This window comes from Sphingobium sp. Ant17, assembly GCF_000588875.1.
In the GTDB taxonomy this organism is placed as follows: Bacteria; Pseudomonadota; Alphaproteobacteria; order Sphingomonadales; family Sphingomonadaceae; genus Sphingobium.
In genome coordinates this window covers 1-15,716 of the sequence record NZ_JEMV01000084.1, presented here as the reverse complement: position 1 = coordinate 15,716, position 15,716 = coordinate 1, and the positions used below count along the sequence as shown (strand labels likewise).

Sequence of the window (15,716 nt, the reverse complement as noted above, 5' to 3'; positions counted from 1 at the left end):
TGACACCCCTCCACCATTCGCTTCGCGAACGGTCCCCCTCCCCTTACAGGGGAGGATTTAGATATTGGGGAGGATTAGCCGCCCATTGCGCTGGCGGTGTCTTCCAATGCCAGGTCGACCAGCACGCCCATCGCCTCGGCCGCGGCGGCCGTGTCGCCGGCGGCGATCGCGTCATAGACGCGGACATGGTCGGGGATGGGGTTGCGCGGCAGGGCGCGGGCGCGTTGTTTATATTGGGTGGTCCAGTTGACCGCCGCGCCGATGCTGGCGGACAGCACTTGCAGCGCGTCGTTGCGGGTCGCGTTCAGGATGGCATTGTGGAAATCGCGGTCGGCCGCGCGGCCCAATTCGGTGGCCAGCGTGTGGCGGCGCATGGCGGCGAGCGCGTCCTTCATCAGTCGCAGATCTTCCTTGTCGCGCCGCTGTGCCGCGAGCCTTGCCGCTGCCGGTTCGACGATAGCGCGCAGTTCGAACAGGTCGCGCACGAACTGAATATCCGGCTCCCCGGCAAAGGCCCAGGCGAGGACTTCGGGATCGAGCAGGTTCCAGCGGGTGCGCGGCAGGACGCGCGTTCCGGCCTTGGGGCGGCTTTCCACCAGCCCCTTGGCGGTCAGCACCTGGATCGCTTCGCGATAGGCGCTGCGCGAGACTTCCAGTTCCTCGGCAAAGGCGACTTCGCCCGACAGGACGTCGCCGGGGGCATATTGGCCGGACAAGATGGCGGTACCAAGCTTGTGCGCGATCGCCCCGTGAAGCCGCCTGCCAGGGCCACGCGCAACCTTCGTCGATCCGCCCGTTTCCGCCTCATCCCCGTGCAAAGACGGATCTTCCTTCGCCATTCCTGGTCCTCTCGCTCCCCAACTATCAGGCACAAGTTCGTCTAGAATACAAGCATTGCCATTACCATCTTCCTGTAATATGTCGGAGTAATTCGGAGATTCACTGCCGCCCCGGCTTTGGTCGAGGTGGGCGACGGCGTGTCTTCGACCAGCGTTCAGCGCCATCAGTGGCGCGCGGGAGGAGAGATTTTCATGACATTGCGCCTGTTGCAGCACCGTGCCCAAAGCGGCGAACGCGGCGTTATCGCCGCGCAAGGCGACAGCGCCGCCTTCGTGGTCGGCTTCCCTTCCATCCGCGCTCTCGCGCTGCATGCCATCGCGCAGGGCATCAGCCTGACCGCCGCCGTGGCAGCCGCGCCCAAGGGCGACGCGGTGGACATCGCCGCCGAGTTCGAAGCGGGTCGCCTGCTCGCGCCCATCGACCATGACGATGACGCGCATATCCTGCTGACCGGCACGGGCCTCACCCATCTCGGCTCGGCCGAGGGGCGCGACAAGATGCACCGCGAGGCGGCCGCGGTCGAAAAGCAGACCGATTCGATGCGCATGTTCCTGGAAGGGCTGGAAGGCGGCAAGCCTGCCCCCGGACAGGCGGGGCAGCAGCCCGAATGGTTCTACAAGGGCGACGGGTCGCAGCTGGTCGGCCCGACCGATCCGCTGACCATGCCCGCCTTTGCCAAGGATGGCGGCGAGGAGCCCGAACTGGCGGGCATCTACATCATCGGCGAGGATGGCACGCCCTATCGCCTGGGCCTTGCGCTCGCCAACGAGTTTTCCGACCATGTGACCGAGCGGCACAATTATCTGTGGCTGGCCCACTCCAAGCTGCGCCAGGCCGCGCTTGGCCCCGAACTGCTGGTCGGCGAGCCGCCCGAGCATATCGAGGGTTCGAGCCGCATCCTGCGCGATGGCGCGACGATCTGGGAAAAGCCGTTCCTGTCGGGCGAAGGCAATATGTCGCACAGCTTCGCGAACCTGGAACATCATCATTTCAAATATGACCTGTTCCGCCGCGCGGGCGACGTCCATGTCCATTTCTTCGGCACCGCGACCCTGTCGTTCAGCGACGGCATCGCAGCCCAGGAAGGCGATGTGTTCGAAATCCTCGCCGCGCCCTTCACCCTGCCGGTGCGCAATGTGCTGACGCGCGCCGCGCCGCAGGAAGTGGCCGTCAAGGCGCTCTGAAGCGATGGACCCGATCCGTATCGCGATCATCGGCATCGGCAAGATCGCGCGTGACCAGCATGTGCCGGCGATCCGGGGCAATAATGCCTTCAGCCTGGCCGCGACCGTCAGCCCGCATGATGGCGGGCTGACGGGGGTGCCGCATCTGGCCAGCCTCGATGCGCTGCTGGCCGAAGGTCCGGCGGTCGACGCGGTGGCGCTCTGCACCCCGCCGCAGGTTCGCTATGATCTGGCGGCGCAGGCCCTGGCCAAGGGCATCCACGTCTTTCTGGAAAAGCCCCCCGGCGCGACGCTGGCGGAGGTCGAGGCGCTTAAAGCGCAGGCCGACAAGGTCGATGCGACCCTGTTCGCCGCCTGGCACAGCCGGTTCGCGGCGGGGGTCGCCCCGGCCCGCGCCTGGCTGTCCGAGCGCAGAATCGAGAAGGTGTCGATCATCTGGCGCGAGGATGTGCGCGTGTGGCATCCGGGTCAGGCGTGGATCTGGCAGCCGGGCGGGCTTGGCGTGTTCGATCCGGGGATCAATGCGCTTTCGATCGTCACCCATATCCTGCCGCGCCCCTTCTTCCTGAAGGAAGCGACCTTGGTTCTGCCGGAAAACCGCGCGGCGCCGATCGCGGCCGACCTGCATTTCCGCGACACCGGCGGCGCGCTGATCCATATGGATCTCGACTGGCGGCAGACCGGCCCGCAGAGCTGGGACATCATCATCGAAACGGACGCAGGCACGCTAAAGCTGGCGCATGGCGGGGCTGTGCTGACGCTGCCCAGTGGCACCGAGCATGGCGAGGATGTCGAATATCCAGGCTTTACAGCCGTTTCGCCACACTGATCCGGGGTGGGCGCAGCGATGTCGACACCAGCCCGTTGCGGCTGGTCGCCGACGCTTTCCTGCGCGGAAAGCGCGAACCGACCGACGCTTTCCACGACTGATTTCCACTTTCGCGACTGTTTCCACAAGGGAGAGGACGATATGATAAAAACCCTGCGCCGTACCACCGCCGCGCTGCTGCTTTGCGCCAGTGCCTTAACGACGAGCGCGTTTGCCGACACCAATGGCAAGCCGACCACCGCGACGATCAATGCCGCAAAGCCCGGCCCGGTCTATGACAAGCGCATCTTCACCCAGTTCGCCGAGCATCTGGGCAATGGCATCTATGGTGGGCTTTGGGTCGGCAACGACCGGTCGATCCCCAACACCAATGGCTTTCGCAACGATGTGATCTCGGCGCTCAAGAATCTGTCGGTGCCCGTCGTCCGCTGGCCGGGCGGTTGTTTTGCCGATGAATATCATTGGCGCGAAGGCGTCGGCAGCCGCGCCAAGCGTCCGGTCAAGATCAACACCCATTGGGGCGGCGTGACCGAGCCTAACACGGTCGGCACCCATGAATTTTTCGAACTGATCCGCCAGATCGGCGCGGAAGCCTATGTCGCGGGCAATGTCGGCAATGGCAGCCCGCAGGAAATGGCCGAATGGGTCGAATATATGACCTCGCCCGCCGGCACCTTGGCCGACGAGCGCGCCAAGAACGGCCATAAGGAACCCTGGGCGGTTCCCTATTTCGGCATCGGCAATGAACTGTGGGGCTGTGGCGGCAATATGCGCGCCGAATATGCCGCCGACGTGACGCGCCGCTATGCCACATTCATCAAGGCCCCTGCTGGCACCAAGATCCTGAAGATCGCGGCGGGCGCGAATGTCGATGACTATAATTGGACCGAAACGATGATGAAGGTGGCGGGCGATCAGCTCGACGCCGTTTCGCTCCATTATTACACCCTGCCCCAGGGTGGTTGGCCGCCCAAGGCGGACCCGGTGAATTTCGACGAGAGCGGCTGGGCCGACACGCTGGCCAAGGCCGTCCATATGGACGAGCTGATCACCAAGCATGTCGCGATCATGGATAAATATGATCCCAAGAAGCGCGTTTTCCTGGCGGTCGATGAATGGGGCACCTGGTATGCCCAGGATCCGGGCACCCATCCCGGCTTCCTGCGTCAGCAGAATACGATCCGCGACGCGCTGGTCGCTTCCATCCATCTCGACGTGTTCGCCAAACATGCCGACCGGGTGAAGATGAGCGCCATCGCCCAGATGGTGAACGTCCTGCAGGCGATGATCCTGACCGACGGCAAGAAAATGGTGCTGACCCCCACCTATCATGTGTTCGAAATGTACAAACCCTGGCAGGATGCGACGGTCCTGCCGATCAGCATCGACACGCCCTGGTATAATAAGGACGAGTTCGTGATGCCCGCGGTCAGCGGTTCGGCCGTGCGGGGCAAGGATGGCAAGGTCCATGTCGGCCTGTCCAACCTCGACCCGACCCAGCCCAACACAGTGACCGTCAAGCTCGACGGCCTGACCGCCGCCACCGTGTCGGGCCGCGTCCTGACCGCTGGCGTGATGAATGCGCATAACACGTTCGATGCGCCCGAAACCGTCAAGCCCGCCGCCTTCACCGGCGCGCAGGTGAATGGGGGCACGCTGACCGTCACCTTGCCGCCGATGTCGGTGGTGGTGCTGGACCTGCAATAAAGCGGAAGGCACATACCTGACTTCCTGAGCCGTTCAGGCTGAGCCTGTCGAAGCCCTGCACTTTCTTCAAAGAAGTGAGGCCCTTCGACAGGCTCAGGGCGAACGGACCAAGGGGGCAGAATTTCGCGCCAGACCCTATCCGGGAAGAGGACAGATGTTGTTGAAGTTGATCCCGCTGACCTGCCTCGCCATGCTTGGCGTTTCCACGGTGGCCCTCGCCCAGCCCGCCGCTACCCCGCCGACCGCCCCGACGCTCAACAGCCGCCTGACCGGCGACCTGGCCCCCACCCATGATCCGGTGATCATCCGGCAGGGCGACGTCTATCATGTGTTCGGCACCGGCCATGGCCAGCGGCTGATCGAAACGCGCACCTCGCCCGACCTTATGCGCTGGACGGCAGGGCCGCCGGTGTTCACCGCGCTCCCGGCCTGGGCGAAGCAGGCGATCCCCGGCAGCGATGGGATGTGGGCGCCCGACATCAGTTTCGTGGATGGCCGCTACCGGCTCTATTATTCCGTCTCGACCTTCGGTTCGAACCGCTCGGCGATCGGCCTGGCCACCAGTCCGACGCTCGACCCGAAGTCGCCGGACTTCAAATGGCGCGACGAAGGCATGGTGGTGATGTCCACCAAGGACGATGATTATAATGCCATCGACCCCAATTTCATCATCGACCGCGAAGGCCGCCACTGGCTTTCGCTCGGCAGCTTCTGGACCGGCCTCAAATTGTTCGAGCTGGACCCCAAGAGCGGCAAGCCCAAGGATGCTGCGGCCAAGCCCGTGTCGATCGCGCGCCGCGCCGCACCGGCTGGCGGCCCGGCCCCGGTCGAAGCGCCCTTCATCGTCGACCATGGCGGCTATTATTGGCTGATGGCGTCCTATGATTATTGCTGCAAGGGCGTGAACAGCACCTATTATACCGTGATCGGCCGATCCAAGGACATCACCGGGCCGTATCTTGGCAAGGATGGCAGTGCGATGATGGAGGGTGGCGGCACCATCTTCCTGCGCGCCGATTTGCAGGAGCAGCAGCGTTTCCGTGGGCCAGGCCATGCCGGATGGTTGCACGACAAGGACGGCAAAGATTATGTCGTTTACCACGCTTATGACAAGCAGGCCGACGGTGCCCCGACCCTGCGCATCGCGCCGGTTCGCTGGGGCGCGGACGGCTGGCCCGTCGCAGATTATTGAGGAAACGACCCTATGAACCACATCAACCGCCGCCTCTTCCTGGCCGGTGCCGCGATACTGCCGGCCGCCTGCGGCAAGCTGGGCGCTGTGCCCGTTGCGCCGACTGCGGCTGGCCCCGTGCCGGTCAACCCGCTGATCAAGCAGCGCGCCGACGCGCAGATCTTCCGCCATGACGATGGCTATTATTATATGACCGGGTCGGTCCCCGAATATGACCGGCTGGTGTTGCGCCGCTCGAAGACGATCGCGGGCCTGGCCACCGCGACCGAAGCCGTGCTGTGGCGGCATGAAAAGACCGGGCCGATGTCGGGCTTCCTGTGGGCGCCCGAACTGCATATGGTGGACGGCAAGTGGATCGTCTATTTCGCCGCTGGTCCGAGCGGCGGCGGCGAGGATGTGTTCCGCATCCGCACCTATGCGGTGGTGTGCGACGGCCCCGACCCGATGACAGGCAAATGGAGCGTGCTGGGCGAATTGCAGACGCCCTGGGACAGTTTCAACCTCGATTCGACCATCTTCACGCACAAGGGCACGCGCTATATGGCGTGGGCGCAACGCGAGCCGGGCATCGAAACGAACAGCAACCTGTACATCGCCAAGCTGGAATCGGCGCTCAAGCTGGGCAAGGCGACGCGGATCGCCGTGCCGACGCTCGACTGGGAAATCCGCGGCTACAAGGTCGCCGAAGCGCCCGCCATCCTGCATCGCAATGGTCGCCTGTTCATGACCTATTCGGCGAGCGCGACCGATGCGCGCTATTGCCTGGGGCTGTTGACGGCGGACGAGAATGCCGACCTGCTGGATGCCAAGAGCTGGGTCAAATCGCCCCAGCCGGTGTTCGTCACCAATCGGGCGACCAGCGTCTATGGGCCGGGACACAACAGCTTCACCGTGGATGAGAAGGGCCGCGATATCCTGGTCTATCATGGGCGCGACTATGAGACGATCCAGGGTGATCCGCTGCTCAACCCCGACCGCCATACCCGTGTCCAGCGGCTTTACTACACCGCCGATGGGACGCCCGATTTCGGCGTGCCGGTCGGCAATGGCCCGCTGCCCGAACGGTTCATCGCGGCGGCCGACCCCAAGCGGTTGATGGCGCATGACGGCATGCGCTTGGTCGCAGGCAACCCAGCCCTGCCCCAGACGCAGTTCCGCCAGTCGCCGGGCCGCGCCGGGACCGAAAGCATCATGCTGTCCCCCATATTGATGCCCGATCATTATCTGGTCGCGGCCAAGGATGGGTCGATCAGCCTGGAGAAGGACAGCAAGAGCGCCGATTTCGCGCTGCGCAGCCAGTTCGTGCGGTTCGAGGAGAAGGGCAGCGACGCGCTGCGCTTCGTCGCCATCTCCGCGCCGGGCCAGGCGATCGGCACCGTGGGCGATCAACTGCGGCTGGTGCCGAGCCGGGACGCTACGGCTTATTGGCGGGCCGACTGACATTCCGTAATATGTCTGACAAATAGACAGTGGCAGGGGCCGGTTTCCAGCAGGAAGCCGGCCCTTGGCCTGTCTGACACCCGCCCGATAGTGGATCTACGCCCTTTCGCTGTCGGCCTGTGGCAATAATGTAACTAGTGCCGCGCATTCGTGTCGGGACGCCCCCATTTTCCGCTTGCGATTCATTTGTCGGAGCAATAATTAGTCCGAGTAATTCACGCATGGCCAAGGGCCAGCTCCAGGGAGGATATCTGACATGGCCCTCAAGCCGATCGTAATGGGTTCCGCATCGCTCTTCGCGCTGATGCTGGCGGGCGCTGCCCAGGCCCAGACCACCCCCGCGACGCCACAGGCAGCGCCGGAAGAAGAAGTCGCCGACATCGTCGTCACCGGCGTCCGCGCCTCGATCGTCGGGGCGATCAATGTCCGCAAAAATTCCACTCAGATCGTCGATTCGATCGTGTCGGAAGATGTCGGCAAGCTGCCCGACAATAATGTCGTCGAGGCGCTGCAGCGCGTCACCGGCATCCAGGTCACCGACCGGGCTGGCGGCGAAACGCAGGTCATCACCATTCGCGGCCTGACCGATCCGCTGACCACGCTCAATGGCCGCAACATCTTCACCGCTGCTGGCACGTCCTTCGCGTTGCAGGACATCTCCGCCAACCTCGTCAAGCAGGTCGATGTCTACAAGACCCGTTCGGCCGACCAACTGGAAACCGGCCTGGCGGGCCAGATCGACGTGCAGACCCGTCGCCCGCTCGACTTTGACGGCTTCACCATTTCGGGCCTGGCGCGCGGCGTTTATTCGGAACTTGCCGACAAGGTGAACCCCAATGTCGCGCTGCTGGTCAGCGACCGCTGGGAAACCGGCATCGGCGACATCGGCTTCCTGGTGAATGGCAGCTACACCCGCGCCGAATTTCGCAACCAGAATTTGCAGGCCGGTGCCATGGTGCCGTTCGCCACCGAAACGCCGCCGGAAGGGTCGGGCCTGACCCCGCTGCAACGCATCTTCCCCGGTGCTACCAATGAAAACTGGACGCCTGGTCTCGACGCGGGCCTGCCGACCGCGCCCGGATCGACGCTCAACATCAATGGCGTTGAAACCCCCTATTATCTCGCCCGCGACGCCGTCATCGCATCCGATGTCTACGGCAAGCGCGATCGGACGGCGATCAACGCCGCGCTGCAATGGGCGCCGAACGACAGCTCGGTCTACACCGCTGAGGTCTTCTACACGGGGTTCAAGGGCGAGACGTTCAACAGCCTGCACTTCAGCTTCGTCGATTGGTGGGGCAACCTGCCCGCCGATGTCGGCAACAGCTTCGAACTGTTCGAAGGCACCAACATCATCAAGTCGCGTCGGGCAGGCGCGGTCGCGGGCTTCAACAGCGGCGACCGGGCAACCAGCCGCACCGACAGCTATGTCTATGCCTTCAACGCCAAGTGGGATGTCGGTGAGCGCGGCAAGATTTCGGCCGACATCGCCTATCAGGACAGCAAGAACGAGACGAGCTTCTTTGCCATCCGCACCGATCGCGGCCCGCTCGACATCGATGTCGATTTCAACGCCGGGGGCGGCCTGCCCGCCTATAGCTTCGGCAATCAGGACGTCCTGACCGACGCGAGCAAGTGGACCGTCGGCAACCTGTTCGACAGCGGCACCAAGAATACCGGTAGCGCGCTGACGATGATGCTGGACGGCGAATATGGTTGGGACGAAGGCTTCCTGCGCCGCATCAAGGCAGGCTGGCGTTATGACCGCCGCAAGGCCAGCAGCTTTGTCCGGGATCAGGGCGCGGGTGGGCTTGGCGTAACGCTCGACGCCTTTGGCGAAGGCACCCCCTTCACCAACGAAGGCTTCTTCGACGGCCGGGCCAACATTCCGACCAGCTGGGTGCTGGCCGATCCGCGCAGCATGGACAGGGATGCCGTGCGCAACCTGTATCGCGCCGTCGCGCCCGGTCTGCTGCTGTCGGACCAGCTGAGCTTCGGCCGCGTGTTCGGCATCGAGGAAAGCAACCTGGCCGCCTATATCGTGGCCGATGCCGAGGTCGAGATTTTCGGGCGTCCGCTGCAATTGCAGGGTGGCGTGCGCTATGTCGCGATCGACACTGACTATGAATATTTCGACCGGGGCGCCAATTTCGCCCGGACCGGCGTGTCGACCGGTTCCGACGATTTCCTGCCGTCCTTTACCGCGCGCTATGCCATCACCGACAATCTGCGCATCCGGTTCAATTATGGTCAAACGCTGCGTCGTCCGGCGTTCGGCGACCTGAACCCCAATCTGGCGCTCGGCGGCGATCTGTCGCGCATCGGCTTTGGCACCGGGTCTTCGGGTAACCCCAATTTGCGCGCGACCAAGTCGGAGAATATGGATCTGGCGATCGAATGGTATTTCGACCGCAACAGCGCCATCTATGCGACCGCCTTCCGCCGCAAGATCGAAGGTCTGGTCGTGCCGTTGACCGTTCGCGAGTTCATCCCGAACAACTATCTGCCGCGCAACGAGACCTATACCGAATTTTTCAACATCACCCGTCCGGCGAACGCTTCCGATGGCACGCTCAAGGGGCTGGAACTGGGGCTGACCTACTTCCCCTCCTACCTGCCCTCCGTGCTTGACGGCCTTGGCTTCACCGGCAGCGCGACGATCCTGGATTCCGAACAGACGATCCCGGTCGTCAACAATGAAGGCGAAATCACCGGCACGGCCAAGTCCGCCTTCTTCGGCGTGTCGAAGCTGTCCTACAACGCCACGCTGGCCTATGACAAAGGCCCGATCGGCGCGCGCCTGTCCTACATCTGGCGCAAGGGCTTCCTGAACAACAATGAAGCGCGGGCCTTTGCCAACCCGATCGGCATGTGGCGTGCGCCTGAAAAGAGCCTGGACTTCCAGCTGACGCTGAACGTGAACGAAGATATCGGCATCACCTTCGACGCGGTGAACATCACCAAGGCGAAGCAGCAGAATTATTACAAGTTCGGCGATGTCGGCAATCCGACGGAGTTCAACTCCAGCACGCTGCTGATCGACCGGACCTTTGCTCTGGGTGTCCGCTTCAAGTTTGACTGAGTGCCCATGGGGCGTGGCGTCTCCTCGCTGCGCTCCATGATATGGCGGTCGTTCCGGGTTCCTCTCCAACCCCGGAACGACCGCCATTTTTGTTTGGAGCGAGGGTGAAAGGCGACGTCGCCTCACCTCGCAGCGCGGCGGTCGCGCCATTTTCCCCTTGCCCCGGCGGCGATCCCATGCACAAAGGATGCCAACTGGCGCGGGCGGTTCGCCGTCCGGCCGCAAGGATGGACCCATGCACGACGTCACCACCCAGGAACGGCCCGCCGCCCCCCGCCCTCCCGTCCCGCACGAGCTGGGCGATGGCCTGTCGGTCATCTCGATCGCCAAAAGCTACGACAATCGCGTGGTGTTGTCGGACGTGTCGCTGACCGTCGGCAAAGGCGAAGTCGTCGGCCTGCTTGGCCCCAATGGCGCGGGCAAGACGACCTGCTTCTATTCGGTCATGGGCCTCGTCCGACCCGATCGCGGCCGCGTGCTGCTGGACGGGCAGGATATTACCAGCCTGCCCATGTATCGCCGCGCCATCCTGGGCCTTGGTTATCTGCCGCAGGAAACCTCGATCTTTCGCGGCCTGACCGTCGCGCAGAATATCAGCGCGGTGCTGGAAATGGCGGAGCCCGACAAGGCGTCGCGCGCCGCGCGGCTGGAGCAATTGCTCGATGAGTTCGGCCTGACCCGGTTGCGCGATTCGGCCGCGATGGCGTTGTCGGGGGGCGAGCGCCGCCGGTGCGAGATTGCCCGCGCGCTGGCCGCCAATCCGTCGATCGTGCTGCTGGACGAACCTTTTGCGGGCATTGATCCGCTGTCGATCGCCGATATTCGCGATTTGGTGAAGCAGTTGAAGACGCGTGGGATCGGCGTGCTGATCACCGACCATAATGTGCGCGAGACGCTGGAAATCGTCGATCGCGCCTGCATCATCTATGACGGGCAGGTGCTGTTCACCGGCAGCCCAACCGAACTGGTCGCCAATGCCGACGTCCGCCGCCTCTATCTGGGCGAGAATTTCTCGCTGTGACATGATGCGGGGGCGCACTTTCTCTTTACGGCACCGGCCCGCACCCCCACCGGCCTCCCACAGTCTATGCTGGCTGGGCGTCCGGGTGGGGGTACGAGCCGGTGCTGCCTGCAAAGGCGCGCTTCCTGATGGCGCTGGGTCCACGCCTCGATATCCGGCAGAGCCAGTCGCTCGTCATGACGCCGCAGTTGCAGCAGGCGATCAAACTGCTGGCGCTGTCCAATCTGGAGATCGACGCCTTCGTCGCGGGTGAACTGGAGAAGAATCCGCTACTCGAATCGGGTGGCGGCGATGATGGTCCGCCGCCTGCCGATGGCATCGACCGCGACCTCGACCGGCCCACGCTGGCCGCGGAAACCGGGGCGAGCGACGATTTGATCGCGCAGGGGCTGGGCGGCGCGGACAGTCCGCTCGACGTCGACCATGGCGCTGACACGTTCATCGACGATGGCCCCGGCGATCGCATGGCGAGCGCACTTGGCGCTGGCGGTGGCGGTATGGACGCGCTGTCGGGCGGCTATGGCGACGAAGCACCGGACTTCGACAGTTTCGCGGCGCCCGGCGCCAGCCTGCAGGAACATTTGATGGATCAGGCGCGCACCGCGCTGTCGGGCGTGGACCTGATCGTCGCGGCGCAACTGATCGGCCAGATCAGCGAGGCGGGCTATCTGGAGGCCGACCTGCTGCAAACTGCCCATGCGATGGGCCTGTCGCTGGTCGAGGTCGAGCGGGTGCTGGGCGTCATCCACACATTCGATCCCACCGGCGTTGGGGCGCGATCGCTGGCCGAATGCCTGGCGCTACAGGCCAAGGAAGCCGATCGCTACGACCCCTGCATCGCCCGCTTGCTCGCCAATCTCGACCTGCTGGCCAGGGGCGCGCTGCCCCAGTTGCGCCGCATCTGCGGGGTGGATGAGGAGGATTTGGCCGACATGATCCGCGAATTGCGCGGCTATGATCCCAAACCCGGCCTTAAATTTTCGAGCGACCGCGCCGCGCCGGTCTCCCCCGACCTGTTCGTGCGCCCCACCGCCGAAGGATGGAGCATCGAGGTCAACAGCGCCACCCTGCCCCGCGTGCTGGTCAATCGCAGCTATTATGTCGAACTGGCGACCGGCAAGCAGGACAAGAATGCCAAGGCCTGGCTCGCCGATTGCCTGGCCAGCGCCAACTGGCTGGTCAAGGCGCTCGACCAGCGGCAGAAGACCATCATCAAGGTCGCGAGCGAGATCGTCCGCTGCCAGGAGGATTTCTTCCGCAAGGGCGTGGCGCATTTGAAGCCGCTGACGCTGCGCACCGTCGCCGACACGATCAAAATGCATGAATCGACCGTCAGTCGGGTGACGTCGAACAAATATCTGTCCTGCCCACGCGGCCAATATGAACTCAAATTTTTCTTCACCAGCGGCGTGTCGAACGCGGAAGGCGATGGCTCCGTTTCGGCCGAGGCGGTCAAGAGCCATATCAAGACGCTGATCATGGCCGAAGAACCCCAGGCCATCCTGTCCGACGATACGCTGGTCGAGCTGCTGCGCGCGCGCGGCATGGACATTGCCCGCCGCACCGTCGCCAAATATCGCGAGGCGATGGGGATCGGATCGTCGGTGCAGCGGCGGCGACAAAAGGCGCTGAAGGGGAAGGCGGCCTGATCCTGTTGTGGCGAGATCAGGCCGAAGGGCTGGTCACCGCACCAGCAGCACCGGCGCGTGGACGGTGCGGGTGAGGGTGGTGGTCGTGCTGCCCACGATCAGGGTGCGGAGCGGCGAGTGGCCATAGGCACCCATGACCAGTAGCGCGTGGGGCGTTGCGGCCATCAGCTCTGCGATGGCATCCTCCGGTTTGCCCGGCACGATCGTCAGCGTGACGGCCGCGTTGGCCGATAAAGCGGTGCGGGCCTTGTCGAGCAAGGTGCGATGCTTGTCGTCATCGGGGCCGACCGTCACGACCTGAACCGGCAGCCCGGCGAACAGAGGCGAGTTGGCGACCCGTTCCAGCGCGCGGTCGGCAGGCTTGCTGCCGTCATAGGCGAGGACAACGGATTGCGGGGCTTGCGACGCGCGCGCGGCGATCAGCACCGGCTTGGCGCTGGCCCGCACGACGCGCTCGATCTTCGACCCGATATGGTCGGTGGCAAATTCATGGCTGGCGCCGCGCTTGCCGATGACGACGACGCGGGCGTCGGCTTCGCGCTCGATGATCGTTTCGACGATGCCGCCATGGCGATGCAGCGGGGTGATGGCGATGGCGCCATCGGCGTGCAGCCGATCCACCATCGTGGCAAGCAGCACGCGGCCGCGTTCGACCTGGAGCCGGGAGTCGGCTTCCTCCAGTCGTGTCAATTCCTCCAGCAGTTCGCTTTTGGCCCCCAGGCCGATCGCGCCGCTAAGGTCATGGCGCTGTGCCACGGCGTCGCGGCGCTGGACGACATGGAGCAGTTCCACCGGCAGATCGAGGCGCTTGGACGCCCAGGCGGCAAGGTCGACGACGCTGGCCGCATAGGCCGAGGCGTCGATACAGGCGAGTATCTTGGTCATGGCGTCTCTCCTCAATGCGCGCCGAGTTGCGCGTCCGCACCCGGCTTGTCGTGCATGGCATAGCGTTCGACCATCGCGGCGCTGGCGTCATTGAGGCCGATGACCTCGACCGCCGTGCCTTCGCGACGGAATTTCAGGATCGCCTTGTCGAGCGTGCCGATCGCCGAAATGTCCCAGAAATGCGCGCCGGTGACGTCGATCACGACGCGGTCCAGAACCTCCTTATAGTCGAAGGCGGCGGTGAAGCTGTCCGACGAGGCGAAGAAGACCTGGCCCGCAACGCGATAGGTGCGCGCCTTGCCATCGGCCGCCATTTCGGACGTGACCGTGAAGAGCTGCTTGACCTTGCTCGCGAAGAACAACCCCGACAGGATGACACCCGCCAGCACGCCTTGGGCGAGATCATGCGTCCATACTACGATGACGACGGTGGCGACCATGACGACGGAGGATTGCCACGGATTGGTCCGCAAATCCTTGATCGAGCGCCAGCTGAACGTGCCGATCGACACCATGATCATCACCGCGACCAACGCTGGCATCGGAATCTGGGCCACGAGTGGGCCGAGCACGACGATCAGGAACAAAAGGAAGGTGCCCGCGACGAGGGTGGACAGGCGGGTCGAACCGCCCGACTTCACGTTGATGACCGACTGGCCGATCATCGCGCAACCCCCCATGCCGCCAAGGAAGCCAGTGGCGAAATTGGCGATGCCCTGGCCCTTCATTTCGCGGCGCTTGTCCGACCCGGTGTCGGTCAGGTCATCGACGATCTGCGCCGTCATCATCGATTCCAGCAGGCCGACGGCCGCCATGGTCAGCGAATAGGGCAGGATGATCTGGAACGTTTCCAGCGTCAGCGGGACGTTGGGGATGAGGAAGGCCGGCAGGGTCGAAGGCAGTTCGCCCATATCGCCCACCGTGTTGACGTTGAGCGCGCCATAGATGGACAGGATCGTCAGGATGACGATCGCGACCAGTGGCGAAGGCACCGCCCTAGTCAGGCGCGGGAAGAGGTAGATGATGGCGAGGCCACCGGCAACCATCGCATAGGTGACCCAGGTCACGCCCATAAGCTGCGGCAATTGGGCGATGAAGATGAGGATCGCGAGCGCATTGACGAAGCCGGTGATGACCGAGCGCGACACATATTGCATCAGCATGTCGAGCCGCAGGAACCCGGCGACGACCTGAATGATGCCCATCAGGATGGTGGCGGCGAACAAATAGTCGATGCCATGGTCGCGCACGAGCGGGACGACCAACACGGCGACGGCGGCCGTGGCGGCGGAGATCATGCCGGGGCGTCCGCCGACGAAGGCGATGATGAAGGCGATGGAGAAGGAGGCATAGAGGCCGACGCGCGGATCGACCCCGGCGATGATGGAAAAGCCGATGGCTTCAGGGATCAGCGCCAGGGCGACGACGATCCCGGCGAGGATGTCGGCGCGCGGATTGGCAAGCCATTCGCGTTGCAGCGAGGCGATGGATAACATTCGAAAAAACCTAGATTGGCTAGCGGGGCATCGCGTGTGTGCGCGGAAACGCTCAAAACTCGGAAAAGCGAAGCCCAAATTCGCTAATGGTTATCCCGGGGATAGGCGCCGGGCCGAGCCACCCGACGATGCCGGGTCCAATGGATGCGGTCCCCCTATCCAAGATGCAGGACCGGCGCAAGAGCGATAAGGCGAACGACCGGTCAGACCGATGTCGCCAGCCCCGCCTTCTCGACATGGGTGCGACGGGTTCGTCGCGATCCTTGCGTTCGGAATAGCGGTCCACCAGCTGGTCGGCATGGGGCCGCAGCAGGACGGTGAAGCGGACCAGTTCCTCGACCACATCGACGATGCGGTCATAATAGGGGGATGGCTTCATCCGCCCGSGTTC

General features: G+C 64.0%; 10 protein-coding genes, 2 pseudogenes and 1 other annotated feature. Of the genes and pseudogenes, 8 read left to right on the top strand and 4 right to left on the bottom strand.

Annotated elements, in window-relative coordinates; genetic code table 11:
- Nucleotides 1-74 precede the first annotated feature (74 nt).
- Nucleotides 75-839: a FadR/GntR family transcriptional regulator gene (locus tag BF95_RS22280; protein WP_043154566.1), complete on the bottom strand. Its 765-nt coding sequence runs from the start codon at nt 837-839 to the stop codon at nt 75-77.
- Nucleotides 840-1,031: 192 nt separating this feature from the next.
- On the opposite strand from BF95_RS22280, the gene araD1 reads away from it, so the two are divergent.
- From araD1 to rpoN, 8 genes and pseudogenes are all read left to right on the top strand, one after another.
- Nucleotides 1,032-2,024: an AraD1 family protein gene (gene araD1 / locus BF95_RS22275; RefSeq protein WP_043154573.1), complete on the top strand. Its 993-nt coding sequence runs from the start codon at nt 1,032-1,034 to the stop codon at nt 2,022-2,024.
- A gap of 4 nt (nt 2,025-2,028) precedes the next feature.
- Nucleotides 2,029-2,954 (top strand): annotated as a pseudogene (locus BF95_RS22270) (Gfo/Idh/MocA family protein).
- Between the two features lie 40 nt (nt 2,955-2,994).
- Nucleotides 2,995-4,560, top strand: coding sequence for an alpha-N-arabinofuranosidase (locus tag BF95_RS22265; protein WP_043154564.1), 1,566 nt, complete (start codon nt 2,995-2,997; stop codon nt 4,558-4,560).
- A 154-nt stretch (nt 4,561-4,714) separates the two neighbouring features.
- Nucleotides 4,715-5,752: an arabinan endo-1,5-alpha-L-arabinosidase gene (locus BF95_RS22260; RefSeq protein ID WP_043154562.1), complete on the top strand. Its 1,038-nt coding sequence runs from the start codon at nt 4,715-4,717 to the stop codon at nt 5,750-5,752.
- 12 nt (nt 5,753-5,764) lie between these two features.
- Complete coding sequence (locus BF95_RS22255) at nt 5,765-7,192, top strand: glycoside hydrolase family 43 protein (RefSeq protein ID WP_043154560.1); 1,428 nt, start codon at nt 5,765-5,767, stop codon at nt 7,190-7,192.
- 256 nt (nt 7,193-7,448) lie between these two features.
- The gene (locus tag BF95_RS22250; protein WP_043154558.1) at nt 7,449-10,274 is read left to right on the top strand and encodes a TonB-dependent receptor; all 2,826 of its coding nucleotides are present in this window, start codon (nt 7,449-7,451) and stop codon (nt 10,272-10,274) included.
- A 235-nt stretch (nt 10,275-10,509) separates the two neighbouring features.
- Entirely contained in the window at nt 10,510-11,295 is a 786-nt protein-coding gene (gene lptB, locus BF95_RS22245; protein ID WP_043154571.1) for an LPS export ABC transporter ATP-binding protein, read from the top strand.
- Between the two features lie 128 nt (nt 11,296-11,423).
- Complete coding sequence (gene rpoN / locus BF95_RS22240) at nt 11,424-12,944, top strand: RNA polymerase factor sigma-54 (protein WP_043154568.1); 1,521 nt, start codon at nt 11,424-11,426, stop codon at nt 12,942-12,944.
- 33 nt (nt 12,945-12,977) lie between these two features.
- On the opposite strand, the gene BF95_RS22235 is transcribed toward rpoN, so the two are convergent.
- The 3 genes and pseudogenes from BF95_RS22235 to BF95_RS30830 form a co-directional block, all read right to left on the bottom strand.
- Nucleotides 12,978-13,829 (bottom strand): universal stress protein, encoded by an 852-nt coding sequence (locus BF95_RS22235; RefSeq protein ID WP_043154555.1) that lies wholly within the window; start codon nt 13,827-13,829, stop codon nt 12,978-12,980.
- An 11-nt stretch (nt 13,830-13,840) separates the two neighbouring features.
- The gene (locus BF95_RS22230; protein ID WP_043154553.1) at nt 13,841-15,325 is read right to left on the bottom strand and encodes a SulP family inorganic anion transporter; all 1,485 of its coding nucleotides are present in this window, start codon (nt 15,323-15,325) and stop codon (nt 13,841-13,843) included.
- A 52-nt stretch (nt 15,326-15,377) separates the two neighbouring features.
- Nucleotides 15,378-15,716, bottom strand: a pseudogene (locus tag BF95_RS30830) (hypothetical protein); the annotation flags it as partial.
- Nucleotides 15,414-15,467 (bottom strand) — a sequence feature (sul1 is cis-regulatory element that is thought to sense ions involved in sulfur or methionine metabolism; They are found in Alphaproteobacteria). Its footprint overlaps the pseudogene before it by 54 nt.

What these genes read in the sequence shown, in the direction of transcription:
- BF95_RS22280 (WP_043154566.1), bottom strand. Translation starts at nt 839, where the DNA reads ATGGCGAAGGAAGATCCGTCTTTGCACGGGGATGAGGCGGAAACGGGC.
- araD1 (WP_043154573.1), top strand. Translation starts at nt 1,032, where the DNA reads ATGACATTGCGCCTGTTGCAGCACCGTGCCCAAAGCGGCGAACGCGGC.
- BF95_RS22265 (WP_043154564.1), top strand. Translation starts at nt 2,995, where the DNA reads ATGATAAAAACCCTGCGCCGTACCACCGCCGCGCTGCTGCTTTGCGCC.
- BF95_RS22260 (WP_043154562.1), top strand. Translation starts at nt 4,715, where the DNA reads ATGTTGTTGAAGTTGATCCCGCTGACCTGCCTCGCCATGCTTGGCGTT.
- BF95_RS22255 (WP_043154560.1), top strand. Translation starts at nt 5,765, where the DNA reads ATGAACCACATCAACCGCCGCCTCTTCCTGGCCGGTGCCGCGATACTG.
- BF95_RS22250 (WP_043154558.1), top strand. Translation starts at nt 7,449, where the DNA reads ATGGCCCTCAAGCCGATCGTAATGGGTTCCGCATCGCTCTTCGCGCTG.
- lptB (WP_043154571.1), top strand. Translation starts at nt 10,510, where the DNA reads ATGCACGACGTCACCACCCAGGAACGGCCCGCCGCCCCCCGCCCTCCC.
- rpoN (WP_043154568.1), top strand. Translation starts at nt 11,424, where the DNA reads ATGGCGCTGGGTCCACGCCTCGATATCCGGCAGAGCCAGTCGCTCGTC.
- BF95_RS22235 (WP_043154555.1), bottom strand. Translation starts at nt 13,829, where the DNA reads ATGACCAAGATACTCGCCTGTATCGACGCCTCGGCCTATGCGGCCAGC.
- BF95_RS22230 (WP_043154553.1), bottom strand. Translation starts at nt 15,325, where the DNA reads ATGTTATCCATCGCCTCGCTGCAACGCGAATGGCTTGCCAATCCGCGC.